Raw genomic sequence first — 15,358 nt, forward strand, 5'->3', positions numbered from 1 at the left:
GGTATAACAATTAACACTGCACATGTTGAGTATGAAACAGTCAATAGACACTATGCACACATTGACTGTCCTGGTCATGCTGACTACATTAAAAATATGGTTACTGGTGCCGCTCAGATGGACGGTGCTATTTTGGTCGTAGCTGCCACAGATGGTCCCATGCCTCAAACCCGCGAGCATATTCTTCTTGCAAGGCAGGTAGGTGTTCCAGCTATTGTCGTATTTATGAACAAGGTAGACATGGTAGACGATCAAGAATTGCTCGATCTTGTTGAAATGGATGTTCGTGATCTATTAAATTTTTACGGATTCGATGGAAATAACGCACCTGTTATTCGTGGTTCAGCACTAGGTGCATTAAACAAAGAGCCTAAATGGGTTGAAAAGATTTTTGAATTAATGGATGCTGTAGACAGTTACATACCTCTTCCAAAACGTGACGTTGATAAAGATTTCCTTATGCCTGTAGAAGATGTCTTTTCCATCACAGGCCGTGGTACTGTAGCTACAGGTAGAATTGAAACTGGAGTTATCAATTCAGGTGATCCTGTTGAAATTATAGGCTTTGGGAAGATGCTTAAGTCTGTCGTAACTGGTGTAGAAATGTTCAGAAAAATCCTCGATCGTGGTGAAGCTGGTGACAACGTAGGACTTCTGCTTCGTGGTATTGAAAAAACAGACATACGTCGTGGTATGGTTGTAGCAAAACCAGGTTCTATCAAACCTCATAAATCATTTAAAGCAGAAGTTGTTACTCTTACAAAAGAAGAAGGAGGGAGACATACTCCTTTTGGAAATGGTTACCGTCCCCAATTTTACTTCAGAACAACAGATGTGACAGGTGAAATTACTTTACCTGAAGGTGTAAAGATGGTAATGCCTGGTGACCACGTGAGCATCACTGTTAATCTGATCACTGAAGTAGCTATGGACAAAGGATTGAGATTTGCTATTCGTGAAGGTGGTAGAACTGTGGGTGCAGGCCAAGTTACTGAAATTCTTGATTAAAAGTGTTACGGGTGTAGCTCAATTGGTAGAGCGACGGTCTCCAAAACCGTAGGCTGTGGGTTCGATTCCTACCACCCGTGCTAAATAAATATACATAATATCATAATGAAAAAGCTACTTGCTTATATTAAAGATACTTATAATGAAATGTTGCACAAGGTTTCCTGGCCAACGTGGGCAGAACTTCAGGAAAGTGCTATTGTAGTATCTGTTGCTTCCCTTATTATTGCTGTGATTGTTTTGGTTATGGATCTTGTTTTCAAATTTGGGTTGGAAGCCTTCTATAGCATTTTTTAGTAAGAAACGGAGGTATAATCATGACCGATGAATTGAAACAATGGTATGTTTTACGAGTAACCAGTGGTGCTGAAAAAAAAGTTAAGCAATATATTGAAAATGAAGTAGCAAAGCGAAATTTACAAGATAAGATTTTTCAAGTTTTAATTCCAACAGAAAAAGTTTTTCAAACTAGAAATGGGAAAAAGATTATAAAAGAAAGAAACTTTTTTCCAGGGTACGTCCTGATAGAAGCCATTTTAGAAGGATATATTGTCGATCTAATTAAGGAAATACCAGGTGTTTATGGTTTTTTAGGATCAAAAGGCACACCTACTCCAATGCGTCCATCAGAAATTAAACGAATCCTTGGAAAAGTTGACGAATTAGCTCTAAAGGGAGAAGAACTATATGAATCATTTATTGTAGGTGAAAGTGTACGCATTATCGATGGCCCTTTTACAAACTTTACAGGTACTATCGAAGAAATCAATGAAGAAAAGAAAAAGCTCAAAGTAATGGTAAAAATTTTTGGAAGAAAAACTCCACTTGAATTAAATTTTTCACAAGTAGAAAAAGAATATTAAAACATACGCATCAATGGCTAAAGAAGTTGTGGGTATTATCAAATTACAGATCAAGGGAGGAGCAGCTAATCCATCCCCCCCTGTAGGACCTGCATTGGGAGCTAAGGGGGTAAACATTATGGAATTTTGTAAGCAATTTAATGCTCGTACTCAGGATAAACTAGGAAAGCTTGTTCCAGTTGTTATCACTGTTTATAAAGATAAGTCGTTTGACTTTATTGTAAAAAATCCTCCTGTTGCTATTCAGTTAATGGAAGCTGCAAAAATTGACAAGGGGTCATCCGAACCTAACAGAAAAAAAGTAGGCAAAGTTTCATGGGAAGTTGTGAAACAAATTGCTCTGGATAAAATGAATGACATGAACTGTTTCACACTTGAATCAGCCATGAGGATGGTAGCTGGTACTGCAAGGAGCATGGGATTACAGATCGAAGGAGAACCACCATTTGAAATCAAAAAATAACAAAGTATTTAAATATGGCACGTATATCTAAAAAACGCAGAGAAGTCCTGGCTAAATATAATAAAAACGCACTCTATTCTTTACCTGAAGCATGCAAATTGGTGAAAGATATTACCTACACCAAGTTTAATGCTTCAGTTGATTTAGACATTAGATTAGGTGTGGATCCTAAAAAATCCAATCAAATGGTTAGAGGTACCGTGACGCTTCCACACGGTACAGGTAAAACCGTACGTATACTTGTCCTTTGCACCCCAGACAAAGAACAAGAAGCTATCCAAGCAGGGGCCGACTATGTAGGACTGGACGAATACATCGAAAAAATTAAAAGTGGTTGGACAGACGTTGACGTAATCATTACTACACCTAATGTGATGCCAAAGATCGGAGCATTAGGAAAAATACTTGGTCCTCGAGGCTTGATGCCAAACCCTAAAACAGGAACTGTTACTATGGATATCTCCAAAGCAGTGAAAGATGTTAAAGCTGGAAAAATTGACTTCAAAGTGGACAAGTATGGCATTGTACATGCAAGTATTGGGAAAGTTTCATTTGAGCCTAAAATGCTCGAAGAAAACGCTCGAGAACTATTGAATACTATCATTAAGCTGAGGCCTCCCGCAGCGAAAGGAACTTATTTGAAGAGTATACACATGTCCAGCACAATGAGTCCAGGAATAAAAATAGACCCAAAAAGTGTTACAAGTTAATTCATGTTACAAATCTATTAATCTATGAGAACAAGAGAAGAAAAAAATCAAATCATTCTGGAACTAACAGAGGTACTAAAAACAGCACAAAACTTCTATTTGACTGATACTAGCGGAATGAACGCTATCCAAACTCACCAATTAAGAAAAATTTGTTTCAATAAAAATGTTCAATTAAAAGTTGTAAAAAACACGCTTTTAAAAAAGGCATTAATCAATGTTGGAAAAAACATCGATGAGTTCTCGCCTCTCCTAAAAGGAACCACAGCCTTGATGATTTCAGAGTCACCTAAAATACCTGCTCAAATTTTACAGGATTTTAGAAAAAAAGGTGACAAACCTACTTTGAAGGGTGCATATGTAATGGATATGCTAGTGGTGGGGGATCAACTTGATTTTCTACTCAAACTAAAAACTAAAAACGAACTGATTGCTGATGTAGCCCTTGCATTGCAATCACCTATGCATAAACTATTATCAGCATTTCAGAACAAGATAAGTAATATTGCAGGAGTTTTGAAAACTCTTGCTGAAAAAAAAGAAAATTAATTATTGTTTAACCCTAAAAAAAAATAAAAATGGCAGACATTAAAGCTTTAGCTGAACAATTGGTAAATCTTACCGTTAAAGAAGTTAATGAACTTTTAGATGTTTTAAAAAACGATTACGGCATTGAGCCAGCAGCTGCACCAGTAGCTATGATTGGAGGAAGTGCTCCCGCTGCTGCTCAGGCAGAACCGGTAGAAGAAAAAACTGAATTCGACGTTATTCTCAAAAGCGCTGGTCCTAACAAATTAAACGTGGTTAAGCTCGTTAAGGAAATGACCAGCCTCGGTTTAAAAGAAGCCAAAGAATTGGTTGACTCAGCTCCTAAACCTATCAAGGAAAAAGTCAGTAAAAACGAAGCTGAAGCTCTTAAAAAATCCCTTGAAGAAGCCGGAGCAGAAGTTGAAATCAAATAACATTTTTAATTTTTTCCATTTTACAAAAGACCTCTACCTGTGGTTGAGGTCTTTTCCTTATTGAATTAAAATAAAAATTAATCAACGTGGGAACCAAAAGAATTTCATTCGCAAAAACAAAACCCGCCGAATATCCAGATTTTCTTGAAATTCAAACCAAGTCTTTCAAAAATTTTTTCCAATTAGAAACCACACCAGACCAAAGAAAAAATGAAGGTCTATTTAAGGTCTTCAAAGAAAATTTCCCCATTACCGACACAAGAAACAATTTCGTGCTAGAATTTATTGATTACTACATAGATCCACCAAGATATACTGAAAGAGAATGCATTGAAAGAGGTCTTACCTATGCTGTACCTCTTAAAGCAAAACTACAACTTTCTTGTACTGACGAAGAACATGAAGATTTTGAAACCACCGTACAAGATGTATATCTTGGAATGATACCTTATATGACATCTAAGGGCACATTTATTATTAATGGTGCTGAAAGAGTTATAGTCTCGCAATTACACAGAAGTCCTGGTGTCTTTTTCGGTACAAGCCGTCACCCTAACGGAACTCTGCTCTACTCTGCCCGCATTATACCTTTGAAGGGCTCTTGGATGGAATTTGCTACTGATATTCACAATGTGATGTATGCTTACATAGAACGAAAGAAAAAAATTCCTATCACTACTCTCTTGCGAGCTATCGGGTATGAAACTGATAAACAGATTCTCGAAATATTTAATCTGGCAGAAGAAATTCCAGTTACTAAAACCAATTTGAAAAAAGCTCTAGGTAGAAAATTATCAGCACGTGTTATTAAAACTTGGTTTGAGGATATTGTCGACGAAGACACCGGGGATCTGATTACCATAGAACGTACAGAAGTTCTTATTGAACGCGATACTATCCTTGAAGAAAAACATATTGACATCATTATTGAAAGTGGTGTCAAAACCATTTTATTACATGCACAAAATAGTGCCGACTACAGTGTTATTTTCAATACACTTCAAAAAGATCCAGCAAACAATGAAAAAGAAGCATTAAGTTACATTTATCAGCAACTCAAAAACACAGAACCACCTGATGATGAAACTGCACGAAGCACCCTCGAAAAACTTTTTTTCTCTGATAAACGTTATGATTTAGGAGAAGTAGGACGATACCGCATTAATAAAAAATTAGGTCGTCCCACATACGAGTTGGACCAACATGTCTTAACCAAAGAAGATATTACCGATATTATTAAATATTTAATACAACTTATTAATAGCAAGGCAGAAGTTGATGATATTGACCACTTGAGTAACAGACGAGTCCGAACAGTTGGTGAGCAACTATATGCACAATTTGGCGTGGGGCTAGCACGCATGGCTAAAACAATACGAGAACGAATGAATGTTCGAGATAATGAAGTCTTCAAACCTATTGATTTGATCAACGCTAAAACTCTTTCCTCTGTCATCAACACTTTTTTTGGCACTAACCAACTTTCTCAATTTATGGATCAAACCAATCCACTATCTGAGTTAACTCATAAAAGAAGAATATCAGCTTTAGGACCTGGTGGGCTATCTAGAGAGAGAGCAGGTTTCGAGGTCCGCGACGTGCACTTCACCCATTACGGACGTTTATGCCCAATTGAAACTCCAGAAGGACCAAATATTGGCCTTATTTCATCATTGTGCGTTTATGCCAAGGTAAATGAACTCGGATTCATCGAAACTCCTTACCGAAAGGTAGTAAATGGAAAGATTGATTTCTCTACTCCCCCTCAATATTTTTCAGCTGAAGATGAAGAAGATAAAAAAATCGCCCAAGCTAATATACCTATAGATGAAAATGGTCATATCATTGAAGATAAAGTGAAGGTTCGTTACATGGCAGATTTTCCTATTGTAGAGAAGGAAGAAATCGAACTTATTGATGTGGCCACTAACCAAATTGCATCTATTTCAGCATCACTTATTCCTTTTCTTGAACACGACGATGCCAATCGAGCTTTGATGGGTTCTAATATGATGCGTCAGGCTGTTCCTTTAATTCGACCTGAAGTTCCTATTGTCGCAACAGGGCTTGAAGCTCGCGTGGCTCAAGACAGCAAGGTTTTGATCAATGCTGAAAACGACGGCATAGTTGAATACGTAGATGCCAGAAAAATTGTTATTAAATACGAAAGATCTGACATTGAAAGACTTATTTCTTTTGAAGATGATGTTAAAACTTATGAACTTACCAAATTTGTCAAGACCAACCAAAATACCATCATCAACCTTAAACCTATTGTCAAAAAAGGAGATCGTGTAACAAAAGGACAAGTCTTATGTGAAGGATATGCTACTGCCCAAGGAGAACTAGCACTAGGTAGAAATCTTTTGGTAGCTTTCATGCCATGGAAGGGTTACAACTTTGAAGATGCTATTGTTATTTCTGAGAGAGTCCTTAAAGAAGATCTATACACTTCCATACATATTGATGAATTTACTATGGAAGTTCGGGAAACCAAGCATGGTCTGGAAGAACTTACCAATGATATTCCTAATGTTAGCAGCGAAGCCTTGAAAAACCTCGATAATAACGGACTTGTCAGAATAGGTGCTGAAGTTAAAGAAGGTGATATTCTGATCGGGAAAATTACACCTAAAGGAGAAGTTGATCCCACCCCTGAAGAAAAACTTCTACGTGCTATTTTTGGCGATAAGGCAGGAGACGTTAAAGATGCATCTCTGAAGGCACCTCCTGGTCTAAAAGGAGTAGTAATAGATAAAAAACTGTTCAGCATCGCATTCAAAGACAAAAAAAACAAGCAAAAAGAAGAAATGCTCATTAAGCAACTAGAAAGTGAATTTGATAAAAATGTAAGCGAACTTAGAAAAAAACTGATTGACAAATTACTTGTTCTTGTCAAAGACAAAATATCTCAAGGGGTCTATAGCAAATTTAAACAAACTCTCATACCGCCGGGTACTAAATTTAATGCTAAGGTTCTTAACAGTATTGCTAATTATCTTGAAGTCAATCCCTATGACTGGACTAACGAAGATCAAACCAATAAGTGGATCGTGCAACTTTTACACAATTACGAAATAAAATACAAAGAATATCTAGGACAATTTCAACGAAATAAGTTTACCATTCAAGTAGGCGATGAACTACCTGCAGGCATAGTTAAGCTTGCCAAAATATACGTAGCAACAAAGCGCAAACTTCGTGTTGGGGATAAGATGGCAGGACGTCATGGAAACAAAGGAATCGTCTCTAAGATAGTCCGTGAAGAGGATATGCCTTATCTTGAAGATGGTACACCTGTTGATATAGTGCTTAATCCTCTTGGTGTTCCAAGCCGAATGAATCTTGGTCAAATTTATGAGACAATCCTTGGTTGGGCAGGAAAAAAATTAGGTCTAAAATTCGAAAGTCCTATTTTCGATGGTCCTACTCTTGAACAAATAAATGAATATTTGCATAAGGCTGGTCTTCCTGAAAACGGACAAGTTTATCTTTATGACGGTGAAACAGGTGATCGATTTGACCAACCAGCAACCGTTGGAATTATATACATGATGAAGCTTCATCACCTTGTCGATGATAAAATGCACGCAAGAAGCATAGGACCATACTCTTTGATCACACAACAACCTCTGGGTGGGAAAGCTCAATTTGGCGGACAACGATTTGGAGAAATGGAAGTTTGGGCTCTTGAAGCTTATGGTGCAGCATACACTTTACGTGAAATGCTTACCATTAAATCTGATGATGTCGTTGGGCGTGCAAAAACATATGAAGCTATCGTTAAAGGTGAGAATATACCAGAACCTACAGTTCCAGAATCATTTAGTGTTCTGGTCAACGAAATGCGAGGTTTGGGTTTAAACGTAACATTCGAATAATATAGCAATTATGGCATTCAAAAAAGAACCAAGTATTAAGAGTAATTATTCCAGTATTATCATAAGTTTAGCTTCTCCTGAGAAAATTCTCGAAATGTCTCATGGAGAAGTAACCAAACCCGAAACAATTAATTATCGCACTTATAAACCTGAACGTGACGGGTTATTTTGTGAAAAAATTTTTGGACCCGTCAAAGACTATGAATGCCACTGTGGAAAATACAAGAGAATTAGATACAAGGGTATTGTTTGTGATAGATGTGGTGTCGAAGTCACCGAGAAGAAAGTCCGTCGTGAACGAATGGGGCATATTACCCTGACAGTTCCTGTAGCTCACATCTGGTTCTTTAGGTCACTTCCCAATAAAATTGGACTAATACTGGGCATGCCATCAAAGAAACTTGAACAGATTGTTTATTATGAGAAATACGTTATCATCAATCCTGGTATTATGGCTCAGCAGGGCTACAAGGAACTTGACCTTCTTTCAGAAGATGAATATCTAAAAATTATAGATGCACTTCCCCGTGAAAATCAAATGCTCGACGACAAAGACCCTAATAAATTTATTGCAAAAATGGGTGGGGAAGCTCTTTATGACTTACTTTCCAAAATTGATCTGGAAAAACTTGCTAGTGAATTACGCGATGCTGCTAATAGGGAAAATTCCTTGCAAAAAAAAGCTGACATATTAAAACGACTTCAGATAGTTGAATCTTTTCGTGATGCTAACACTCGAATTCCCAATAGACCTGAATGGATGGTATTGAAGGTTATTCCTGTAATTCCACCCGAACTTAGACCATTAGTACCTTTGGATGGTGGTCGTTTTGCCTCTTCAGACCTTAATGATCTATACAGAAGAGTAATTATACGAAACAACCGTTTGAAAAAACTTGTAGAAATCAAAGCTCCTGAAATTATTCTACGCAATGAGAAACGTATGCTTCAAGAGGCTGTAGATGCTTTGTTCGACAACACTAGAAAAGTAACTGCTATAAAATCGGAAGCAAATCGACCTTTAAAATCTTTAGCAGATAGTTTAAAAGGAAAACAAGGTCGATTTCGTCAAAACTTACTTGGAAAACGTGTAGACTATTCGGGACGATCGGTCATTGTGGTTGGCCCAGAACTTAAGATGAACGAATGTGGATTACCTAAAGAAATGGCTGCTGAACTTTTTAAGCCCTTTATCATTCGACGCCTAATTGAACGAGGCATAGTTAAAACAGTTAAAGTAGCCAAAAAAGTTGTTGAAAGAAAAGATCCCGTCATATGGGATATTCTTGAAAATGTATTAAAAGGACATCCTGTTTTATTAAATCGTGCTCCCACCCTACACAGATTAAGTATTCAAGCTTTTCAACCAAAATTAATTGAGGGAAGAGCCATTCAATTACATCCTCTTGTTTGCACTGCTTTTAATGCCGACTTCGATGGTGACCAAATGGCCGTCCATGTTCCACTTACCCATGAAGCTATACTGGAAGCTCAGATTCTTATGCTTTCTACCCATAACATACTAAATCCTGCCAATGGAGCCCCCATTGCTGTTCCTTCCCAAGATATGGTTCTTGGCTTGTATTACATTACAAAAGGAAGAAGAAGTACTCCCGAAAAACCTGTCAAAGGAGAAGGTCTTGTGTGTTATTCACCAGAAGAAGTTATTATTGCATACAACGAAAAAAAAGTTGACCTACACGCTTATATCAAGGTGCGCATAATTCAACCTCATGGCAATGTTGAAATGATTGAAACTACGGTTGGTCGTGTTATCTTCAACCAAGTTGTTCCCAAGGAAATACCTTTTATTAACACACTTCTAACTAAAAAATCTCTTCGAGACATCATTGCAGAAGTTCTGAAAAAGACAGACATGGTGACTACAGCTAAATTTCTTGATGATATCAAAGATCTAGGTTTTCATATGGCTTTCAAAGGTGGTTTGTCATTTAACCTGGGGGCTCTCATCATACCACCTGAAAAAGAAAGACTGATTAAAGAAGCCAACGAAGCTGTTCAGAATATTATGGACAATTATAACATGGGACTTATTACTAACAACGAAAGATATAATCAGATCATTGATGAATGGACACATGCTAACAATCAACTTACCAAATATGTGATTGAGTATCTTTCAAAGGACAACGATGGCTTTAACCCAGTGTACATGATGTTAGACTCAGGTGCTCGTGGATCCAAAGAACAAATTAGGCAGTTGTGTGGAATGCGTGGTTTGATGGCAAAACCTCAAAAATCTGCTGCTACTGGTGGAGAAATTATCGAGAATCCAATTCTTTCTAATTTTAAAGAGGGATTATCTGTTCTCGAGTATTTCATTTCGACCCACGGTGCCCGTAAAGGATTGGCTGATACTGCTCTAAAGACGGCTGATGCAGGTTATCTCACACGTCGTCTTGTAGATGTAGCCCAAGATGTCGTTATAACCGAAGAAGATTGTGGAACATTACGCGGTTTGACCATAACAGCTTTGAAGAAAAACGAAGAAATCATTGAACCTCTTTACGATAGAATACTTGGTCGCGTTACTTTATACGACGTCCTTCATCCTGAAACAGGTGAAGTTATAGTTCCAGAAGGTGTTGAGATCAACGAAGATTATGCTCAAAAAATTGTAGATGCAGGAATTGAAGAAGTTGAAATTCGTTCTGTTTTAACCTGCGAATCAAAACATGGTGTTTGTGCCAAATGCTATGGGCGAAATCTGGCAACCAATAAAATGGTCCAAATTGGAGAAGCAGTAGGAATTATTGCAGCTCAATCTATCGGTGAGCCGGGTACCCAGTTAACCTTACGCACATTCCACATAGGTGGTGCTGTTGGAAATATCTCAATTGAGGATAGAATTATAGCCAAATATGATGGAATCATAGAATTCGAAGAACTTCGCTATGTCGAAACCATCAACGATCGTGGAGAAAAAGTAAAACGTGTAATGGGCCGCTCTGCTGAAATGCACATTAGAAATCCACGAACTAAGCTTATCTTGCAAAGTGCTCACATTCCTTACGGGGCATTCTTATACGTAAATGATGGTCAAGAAATTCAGAAAAATACTTTGATTTGCGAATGGGACAATTACAATGCACTTATCATATCAGAAGTATCTGGTAAAGTAGCGTTCGACGATATCATTGAAAATGTTACATATAGAGCAGAATCCGACGAACAAACTGGTTTAGAAGAAAAAGTCATAATTGAAAGCCGTCAAAAAGCTCGACTTCCTGCCATTCTTATACATTTCTCCACTACCGAAGAACCACGTAGATATGATCTCCCCGTAGGTGCTCATATCGTTGTGGAAGAAGGGGAACAAGTAAAGGAAGGTCAGATCATTGCAAAAATTCCAAGAGTCATCGGCAAAGCTGGTGATATTACTGGAGGCCTACCTCGTGTTACCGAGCTTTTTGAGGCAAGAAATCCATCCGATCCAGCTATCATAGCTGAAATAGATGGGCATGTTTCTTTTGGTCCTAAAATTAAACGCGGACATAAAGAAGTGATCATTACTTCGAAAACTGGTGAAAAGAAAGTATACCTGATACCTACCACTAAACAAATTCTTGCTCAACAAAACGATTTTGTAAAAGCTGGAACTCCTCTATCTGATGGAGAAATCTCTCCTTCTGCTATTCTTGAAGTAAAAGGACCTAAAGCTGTACAAGAATACCTTGTAAACGAAATACAAGAAGTTTACAGACTCCAAGGCGTTAAAATCAATGATAAACACTTTGAGGTCATTGTTCGACAAATGATGCGAAAAGTCGAAATAGTTGATCCTGGAGATACTCGCTTCCTGGAGGGAGAAGTTGTGAATAAAACCAAATTTCAAGAAGAAAACGATCGAATTTACAACATGAAATATGTCGAAGATCCCGGTGATAGCGAAAATGTTAGGAGAGGTGATCTCATCACTGCCCGAAAACTCAGGGAAGAAAACTCTATACTTAAACGAAAAGACAAAAAATTAATTGTTGCACGTGATGCTCGTCCAGCCACTGCTAAACAAATTATTCAGGGTATTACTCGAGCAGCTTTGCAAACTGAATCTGTTTTGTCGGCTGCATCCTTCCAAGAAACCACCAAAGTGTTGACAGAAGCAGCTGTAACAGCTAAACGAGATACTCTTCAAGGTCTTAAAGAAAACGTTATTGTTGGTCATCTTATCCCAGCTGGAACTGGCATACGTAAGTATGACAATCTTATAGTTAGCTCAATGGAAGAATATTTATCCTTTATGGCATCTAAAGAATCCGTTTAAAATATTTTTATATGGAAAATAAAAAAAATGAAAATGAAATTAATATTGAACTTTCTGCTGACGTAGCTGAAGGAACATATTCTAATCTTGTGATTATATCTCACTCGTTTGCCGAATTTATTCTCGATTTCGTAAACATCATGCCAGGGGTACCAAAAGCTAAAGTAAAATCTCGTATCATCATGACTCCACAGCACGCCAAAAGACTCATGATGGCTCTGGCAGATAATATTTCAAAGTTCGAATCTACTTTTGGTGAAATCACTGATGTTAACGTCTCACCACCAAATTTCAAGATAGACAATTCAGCTAATGCTTGAACACAATTCGCACCTGCCCCCTCGAGGCAGGTGTTTTATTTTTCTCATAAAGAATTCTGATGTGGGCATTTCTCTGAACCAGCAAACAATATTAGAAAAGAAATTTCGTTTTTTATGAAAATGGTGGTTAAACTTTTTTTCACTCTCTTCTTTTCTCTTTGCATGGTAATGAATTCAAATGCTCAGACTTACAAGCTCGAAAACCTTCCCACTTTTGACCATCACCTCATACATTTTGGGTTTATATTGGGAGCAAATCAGATGAACTTTTCCTTAAAAAGAAAACCTTATAATCCTCAATTAGATTCTGTCAAATCAATTATCCCTTATCCTCAACAGGGATTCCAAATCACTATCATCAGTGACCTACGACTTGGTAATAATTTGAACTTAAGATTTTATCCAGGTCTGTCTTTCGGAGAAAGACAAATTCATTATTCAGTATATTTCTCTTCTGACGATTCCCTTCATAAAATTATCAAGAAAGCAGAATCGGCTTTTCTTGATTTTCCATTTCTTCTCAAGTATAAAACTGATAGAATAGTCAATTTTAGAGCGTATGTTTTACTAGGTACTAAATACAGTTACGACCTTCTTTCTCAATCTAAAAAAAAACAAATGGATGAAGAAATCATTAAACTAACCCCCCATGACTTGACCATTGATGGAGGTGTAGGTGTTGAATTTTACTTGGAATATTTCAAATTTGGCATTGAATTGCGAACATCCTATGGCCTTTTTAATATTCTGAAACAAGAAAACACCATATTTACTGACCACATTGAATATTTGCGCTCTAAAATGACATGGCTTTGCTTTACCTTTGAATGATCCCTTAAAAATGACCTAAGAGTTCTTTTTTCTTACTCAATAAATTTTGCCAAGTTTCATTAGGGGTAATATCATCGATGGAAAATATATCAATTACTTGTTGAACTTCTTCTGCTGTATTAGCTTTCTTAAGCAATGTTACGTATGAAGTCATGCTGGGCTTAATTTGATGATTTTTCATGGTATGGAAAAACGTCAGAGCATTTTCAAAGTTTTGAGCATGAGCAATCATAGTTGCAAAAGTTATTTCATCAGGTTCGATTTCATTTTCGAGCATTTCAGTTAATAGTTCTCTTTTAACAGAATCATTCTGAGTAATACTAATGAGTGTATTGTATGTTTTGTTATTAAGTTTAATTCTATTTTTTGATATGATTCGAATAATTTCTCGAGCTTGACCAAGGGTTTGACAAAAAGTTATTAAAGTATTCAACGTAACAATGTTTGGTCTAATCCCTTCTTTCTTCATAGCAAAATAGTATTTTGCAGCATTGAGAAAACTGGCTGAGAGTGAAATAAGAGTATTGAAGGTAGTCACATCCTTACGAATTCGATAAGGTTTGTAGAGGTTCATTACCTTTTCTGCATCCCTTAATGTCGTACAGATTTGTAAGTGAGCATTGAGAATGTCGGTATCAGGCTTTAAACCTAACTTTGTATAATTTCGATAAATTTCCAAAGAATTCTGAAATGCTATTGATGAATCTTTCATCTTTTGCCTGACCTGATCACGAATACTTCTCAGTTCATCGCGCCATTTTAAACTATCATTACGGCTATTTTGCTCCATTCACGTATATTTTTGTTTTTTTAAATGCAAGAAATGCTATGCAAATCTATAAATTTCAAATTATTTGTTGACAATTGTATTTTTTTATCGAGATAAAATTATTGTCCACTTAATTTGAAAAAATTATAACGTATCATGAGTATGTCTGCTTTAGAACTACTCCCCAGAAAATTAAAAGAAAAGACACATTTTTTAAATGAAAAATTTGCTACTCTAACCTTATTAGGAAATTTTTTTTACATATATCCTTATAATTTGTATTGAATCATTATTTGACTCTTATAGCTCTCTACAACAAAATTCTATTATACTATAATAGCACTATGCAATAATTAAATAGAAAGAGGTACCTGGATTTGGTACTTTGATAAAATCTCAAACAAATTAAAAAATATGAAAAAAGCCAGAAGGCATCTTCTGGCTGTCAAATCCATGTTTTAAATTATGTTTAAATTATTTTTTAATGGATTGTTTTGAATATACTTCTTCTTTGAGCATTCTGACTTCTTCTTCCAATCTATTGATTAAATCTTGTTGTTCCTGAATAGCCTTAATAAGAACCGTAAATAGTGAATTGTAATCCATACTTAGCCTGTCACTCTTTTCATCTCTGTGAACTATATCAGGCAAAACATTTATTAAATCTTGTGCAATAACACCATAATAAATGGATGTAGTATCACCTGATCTCCATCTATATTGAACTGGTTTTAATTGCATCACTTCTTTTAAACCCACACTTAACTTCTTGATATCTTTCTTCACTCGCGCATCAGAAGGCGTATTAACACTTTGGCAATAGACAACATTCCACCTATATGAACTGGATCCAATATCCCTTACGACTGCTGAACCATCAGGATAAAGCGGCCCCCCAAACATAAAAACTTCTTGAGGATCAGTATTAACCACTTCAAAATAAATGATTCCATTGTTGTTAGTAAGACCTGCAAATGATGTTCCATATCGTATTTCAAAATCATTAGCAGGACCTCCATTTGCTCTTATTCTAATCATTGTTGAATTATTATTATCTAAGATATGCAATCTGGCTGATGGATTTGTAATATTAATTCCAACTCTTCCTCCCATAATGGCTGTTCTATTATTTGCATAAATATATAGATTATCGTCTGCATCTTCGCTAAGATATACATAATTACCATCGCCGAAATTTATTTTCCCTTGTGAACCATAAGACCCTGTTCCCTCTACACGTATAGTATTATTTGAACCGGCAACATG

The 15,358-nt window shown here is 36.6% G+C and carries 13 protein-coding genes and 1 tRNA gene; 12 read left to right on the plus strand and 2 right to left on the minus strand.

Annotated features, from left to right (window positions below):
* From tuf to N2Z72_05065, 12 genes are all read left to right on the plus strand, one after another.
* Window positions 1–1,008 (plus strand): elongation factor Tu (gene tuf / locus N2Z72_05010; protein MCX7697038.1); only part of this gene is annotated, 1,008 nt, incomplete at its 5' end.
* A gap of 7 nt (window positions 1,009–1,015) precedes the next feature.
* Window positions 1,016–1,088, plus strand: a tRNA-Trp gene (locus N2Z72_05015).
* Window positions 1,089–1,113: 25 nt separating this feature from the next.
* Window positions 1,114–1,305, plus strand: coding sequence for a preprotein translocase subunit SecE (gene secE, locus N2Z72_05020; protein ID MCX7697039.1), 192 nt, complete (start codon window positions 1,114–1,116; stop codon window positions 1,303–1,305).
* Window positions 1,306–1,325: 20 nt separating this feature from the next.
* On the plus strand, window positions 1,326–1,871 hold the full coding sequence (nusG, locus tag N2Z72_05025) for a transcription termination/antitermination protein NusG (GenBank protein ID MCX7697040.1): 546 nt from the start codon (window positions 1,326–1,328) through the stop codon (window positions 1,869–1,871).
* A 13-nt stretch (window positions 1,872–1,884) separates the two neighbouring features.
* Entirely contained in the window at window positions 1,885–2,334 is a 450-nt protein-coding gene (gene rplK, locus N2Z72_05030) for a 50S ribosomal protein L11 (protein ID MCX7697041.1), read from the plus strand.
* 14 nt (window positions 2,335–2,348) lie between these two features.
* Entirely contained in the window at window positions 2,349–3,044 is a 696-nt protein-coding gene (gene rplA / locus N2Z72_05035; GenBank protein MCX7697042.1) for a 50S ribosomal protein L1, read from the plus strand.
* 24 nt (window positions 3,045–3,068) lie between these two features.
* Entirely contained in the window at window positions 3,069–3,593 is a 525-nt protein-coding gene (rplJ, locus tag N2Z72_05040; protein MCX7697043.1) for a 50S ribosomal protein L10, read from the plus strand.
* Between the two features lie 29 nt (window positions 3,594–3,622).
* Window positions 3,623–4,006 (plus strand): 50S ribosomal protein L7/L12, encoded by a 384-nt coding sequence (gene rplL, locus N2Z72_05045; protein MCX7697044.1) that lies wholly within the window; start codon window positions 3,623–3,625, stop codon window positions 4,004–4,006.
* Window positions 4,007–4,086: 80 nt separating this feature from the next.
* Window positions 4,087–7,887: a DNA-directed RNA polymerase subunit beta gene (gene rpoB / locus N2Z72_05050; protein MCX7697045.1), complete on the plus strand. Its 3,801-nt coding sequence runs from the start codon at window positions 4,087–4,089 to the stop codon at window positions 7,885–7,887.
* Between the two features lie 10 nt (window positions 7,888–7,897).
* Window positions 7,898–12,172, plus strand: coding sequence for a DNA-directed RNA polymerase subunit beta' (gene rpoC / locus N2Z72_05055; protein ID MCX7697046.1), 4,275 nt, complete (start codon window positions 7,898–7,900; stop codon window positions 12,170–12,172).
* Between the two features lie 11 nt (window positions 12,173–12,183).
* Window positions 12,184–12,492 (plus strand): DUF3467 domain-containing protein, encoded by a 309-nt coding sequence (locus tag N2Z72_05060; GenBank protein ID MCX7697047.1) that lies wholly within the window; start codon window positions 12,184–12,186, stop codon window positions 12,490–12,492.
* 114 nt (window positions 12,493–12,606) lie between these two features.
* Window positions 12,607–13,323, plus strand: coding sequence for a PorT family protein (locus N2Z72_05065; GenBank protein ID MCX7697048.1), 717 nt, complete (start codon window positions 12,607–12,609; stop codon window positions 13,321–13,323).
* 4 nt (window positions 13,324–13,327) lie between these two features.
* Here N2Z72_05065 and N2Z72_05070 read toward each other — a convergent pair whose 3' ends face one another.
* A complete protein-coding gene (locus N2Z72_05070) occupies window positions 13,328–14,113 on the minus strand; it encodes a hypothetical protein (protein MCX7697049.1) in 786 nt (261 codons plus the stop codon).
* Window positions 14,114–14,566: 453 nt separating this feature from the next.
* Window positions 14,567–15,358 (minus strand): tail fiber domain-containing protein (locus N2Z72_05075; protein ID MCX7697050.1); only part of this gene is annotated, 792 nt, incomplete at its 5' end.

The organism is Bacteroidales bacterium (assembly GCA_026418905.1).
In the GTDB taxonomy this organism is placed as follows: Bacteria; Bacteroidota; Bacteroidia; order Bacteroidales; family DTU049; genus JAOAAK01.

Excerpts from the sequence above, each read along its gene's own strand:
- secE (MCX7697039.1), top strand. The coding sequence starts at position 1,114 with ATGAAAAAGCTACTTGCTTATATTAAAGATACTTATAATGAAATGTTG.
- N2Z72_05070 (MCX7697049.1), bottom strand. The coding sequence starts at position 14,113 with ATGGAGCAAAATAGCCGTAATGATAGTTTAAAATGGCGCGATGAACTG.
- rpoC (MCX7697046.1), top strand. The coding sequence starts at position 7,898 with ATGGCATTCAAAAAAGAACCAAGTATTAAGAGTAATTATTCCAGTATT.
- N2Z72_05060 (MCX7697047.1), top strand. The coding sequence starts at position 12,184 with ATGGAAAATAAAAAAAATGAAAATGAAATTAATATTGAACTTTCTGCT.
- nusG (MCX7697040.1), top strand. The coding sequence starts at position 1,326 with ATGACCGATGAATTGAAACAATGGTATGTTTTACGAGTAACCAGTGGT.
- rplA (MCX7697042.1), top strand. The coding sequence starts at position 2,349 with ATGGCACGTATATCTAAAAAACGCAGAGAAGTCCTGGCTAAATATAAT.
- N2Z72_05065 (MCX7697048.1), top strand. The coding sequence starts at position 12,607 with ATGAAAATGGTGGTTAAACTTTTTTTCACTCTCTTCTTTTCTCTTTGC.
- rplJ (MCX7697043.1), top strand. The coding sequence starts at position 3,069 with ATGAGAACAAGAGAAGAAAAAAATCAAATCATTCTGGAACTAACAGAG.
- rplL (MCX7697044.1), top strand. The coding sequence starts at position 3,623 with ATGGCAGACATTAAAGCTTTAGCTGAACAATTGGTAAATCTTACCGTT.
- rplK (MCX7697041.1), top strand. The coding sequence starts at position 1,885 with ATGGCTAAAGAAGTTGTGGGTATTATCAAATTACAGATCAAGGGAGGA.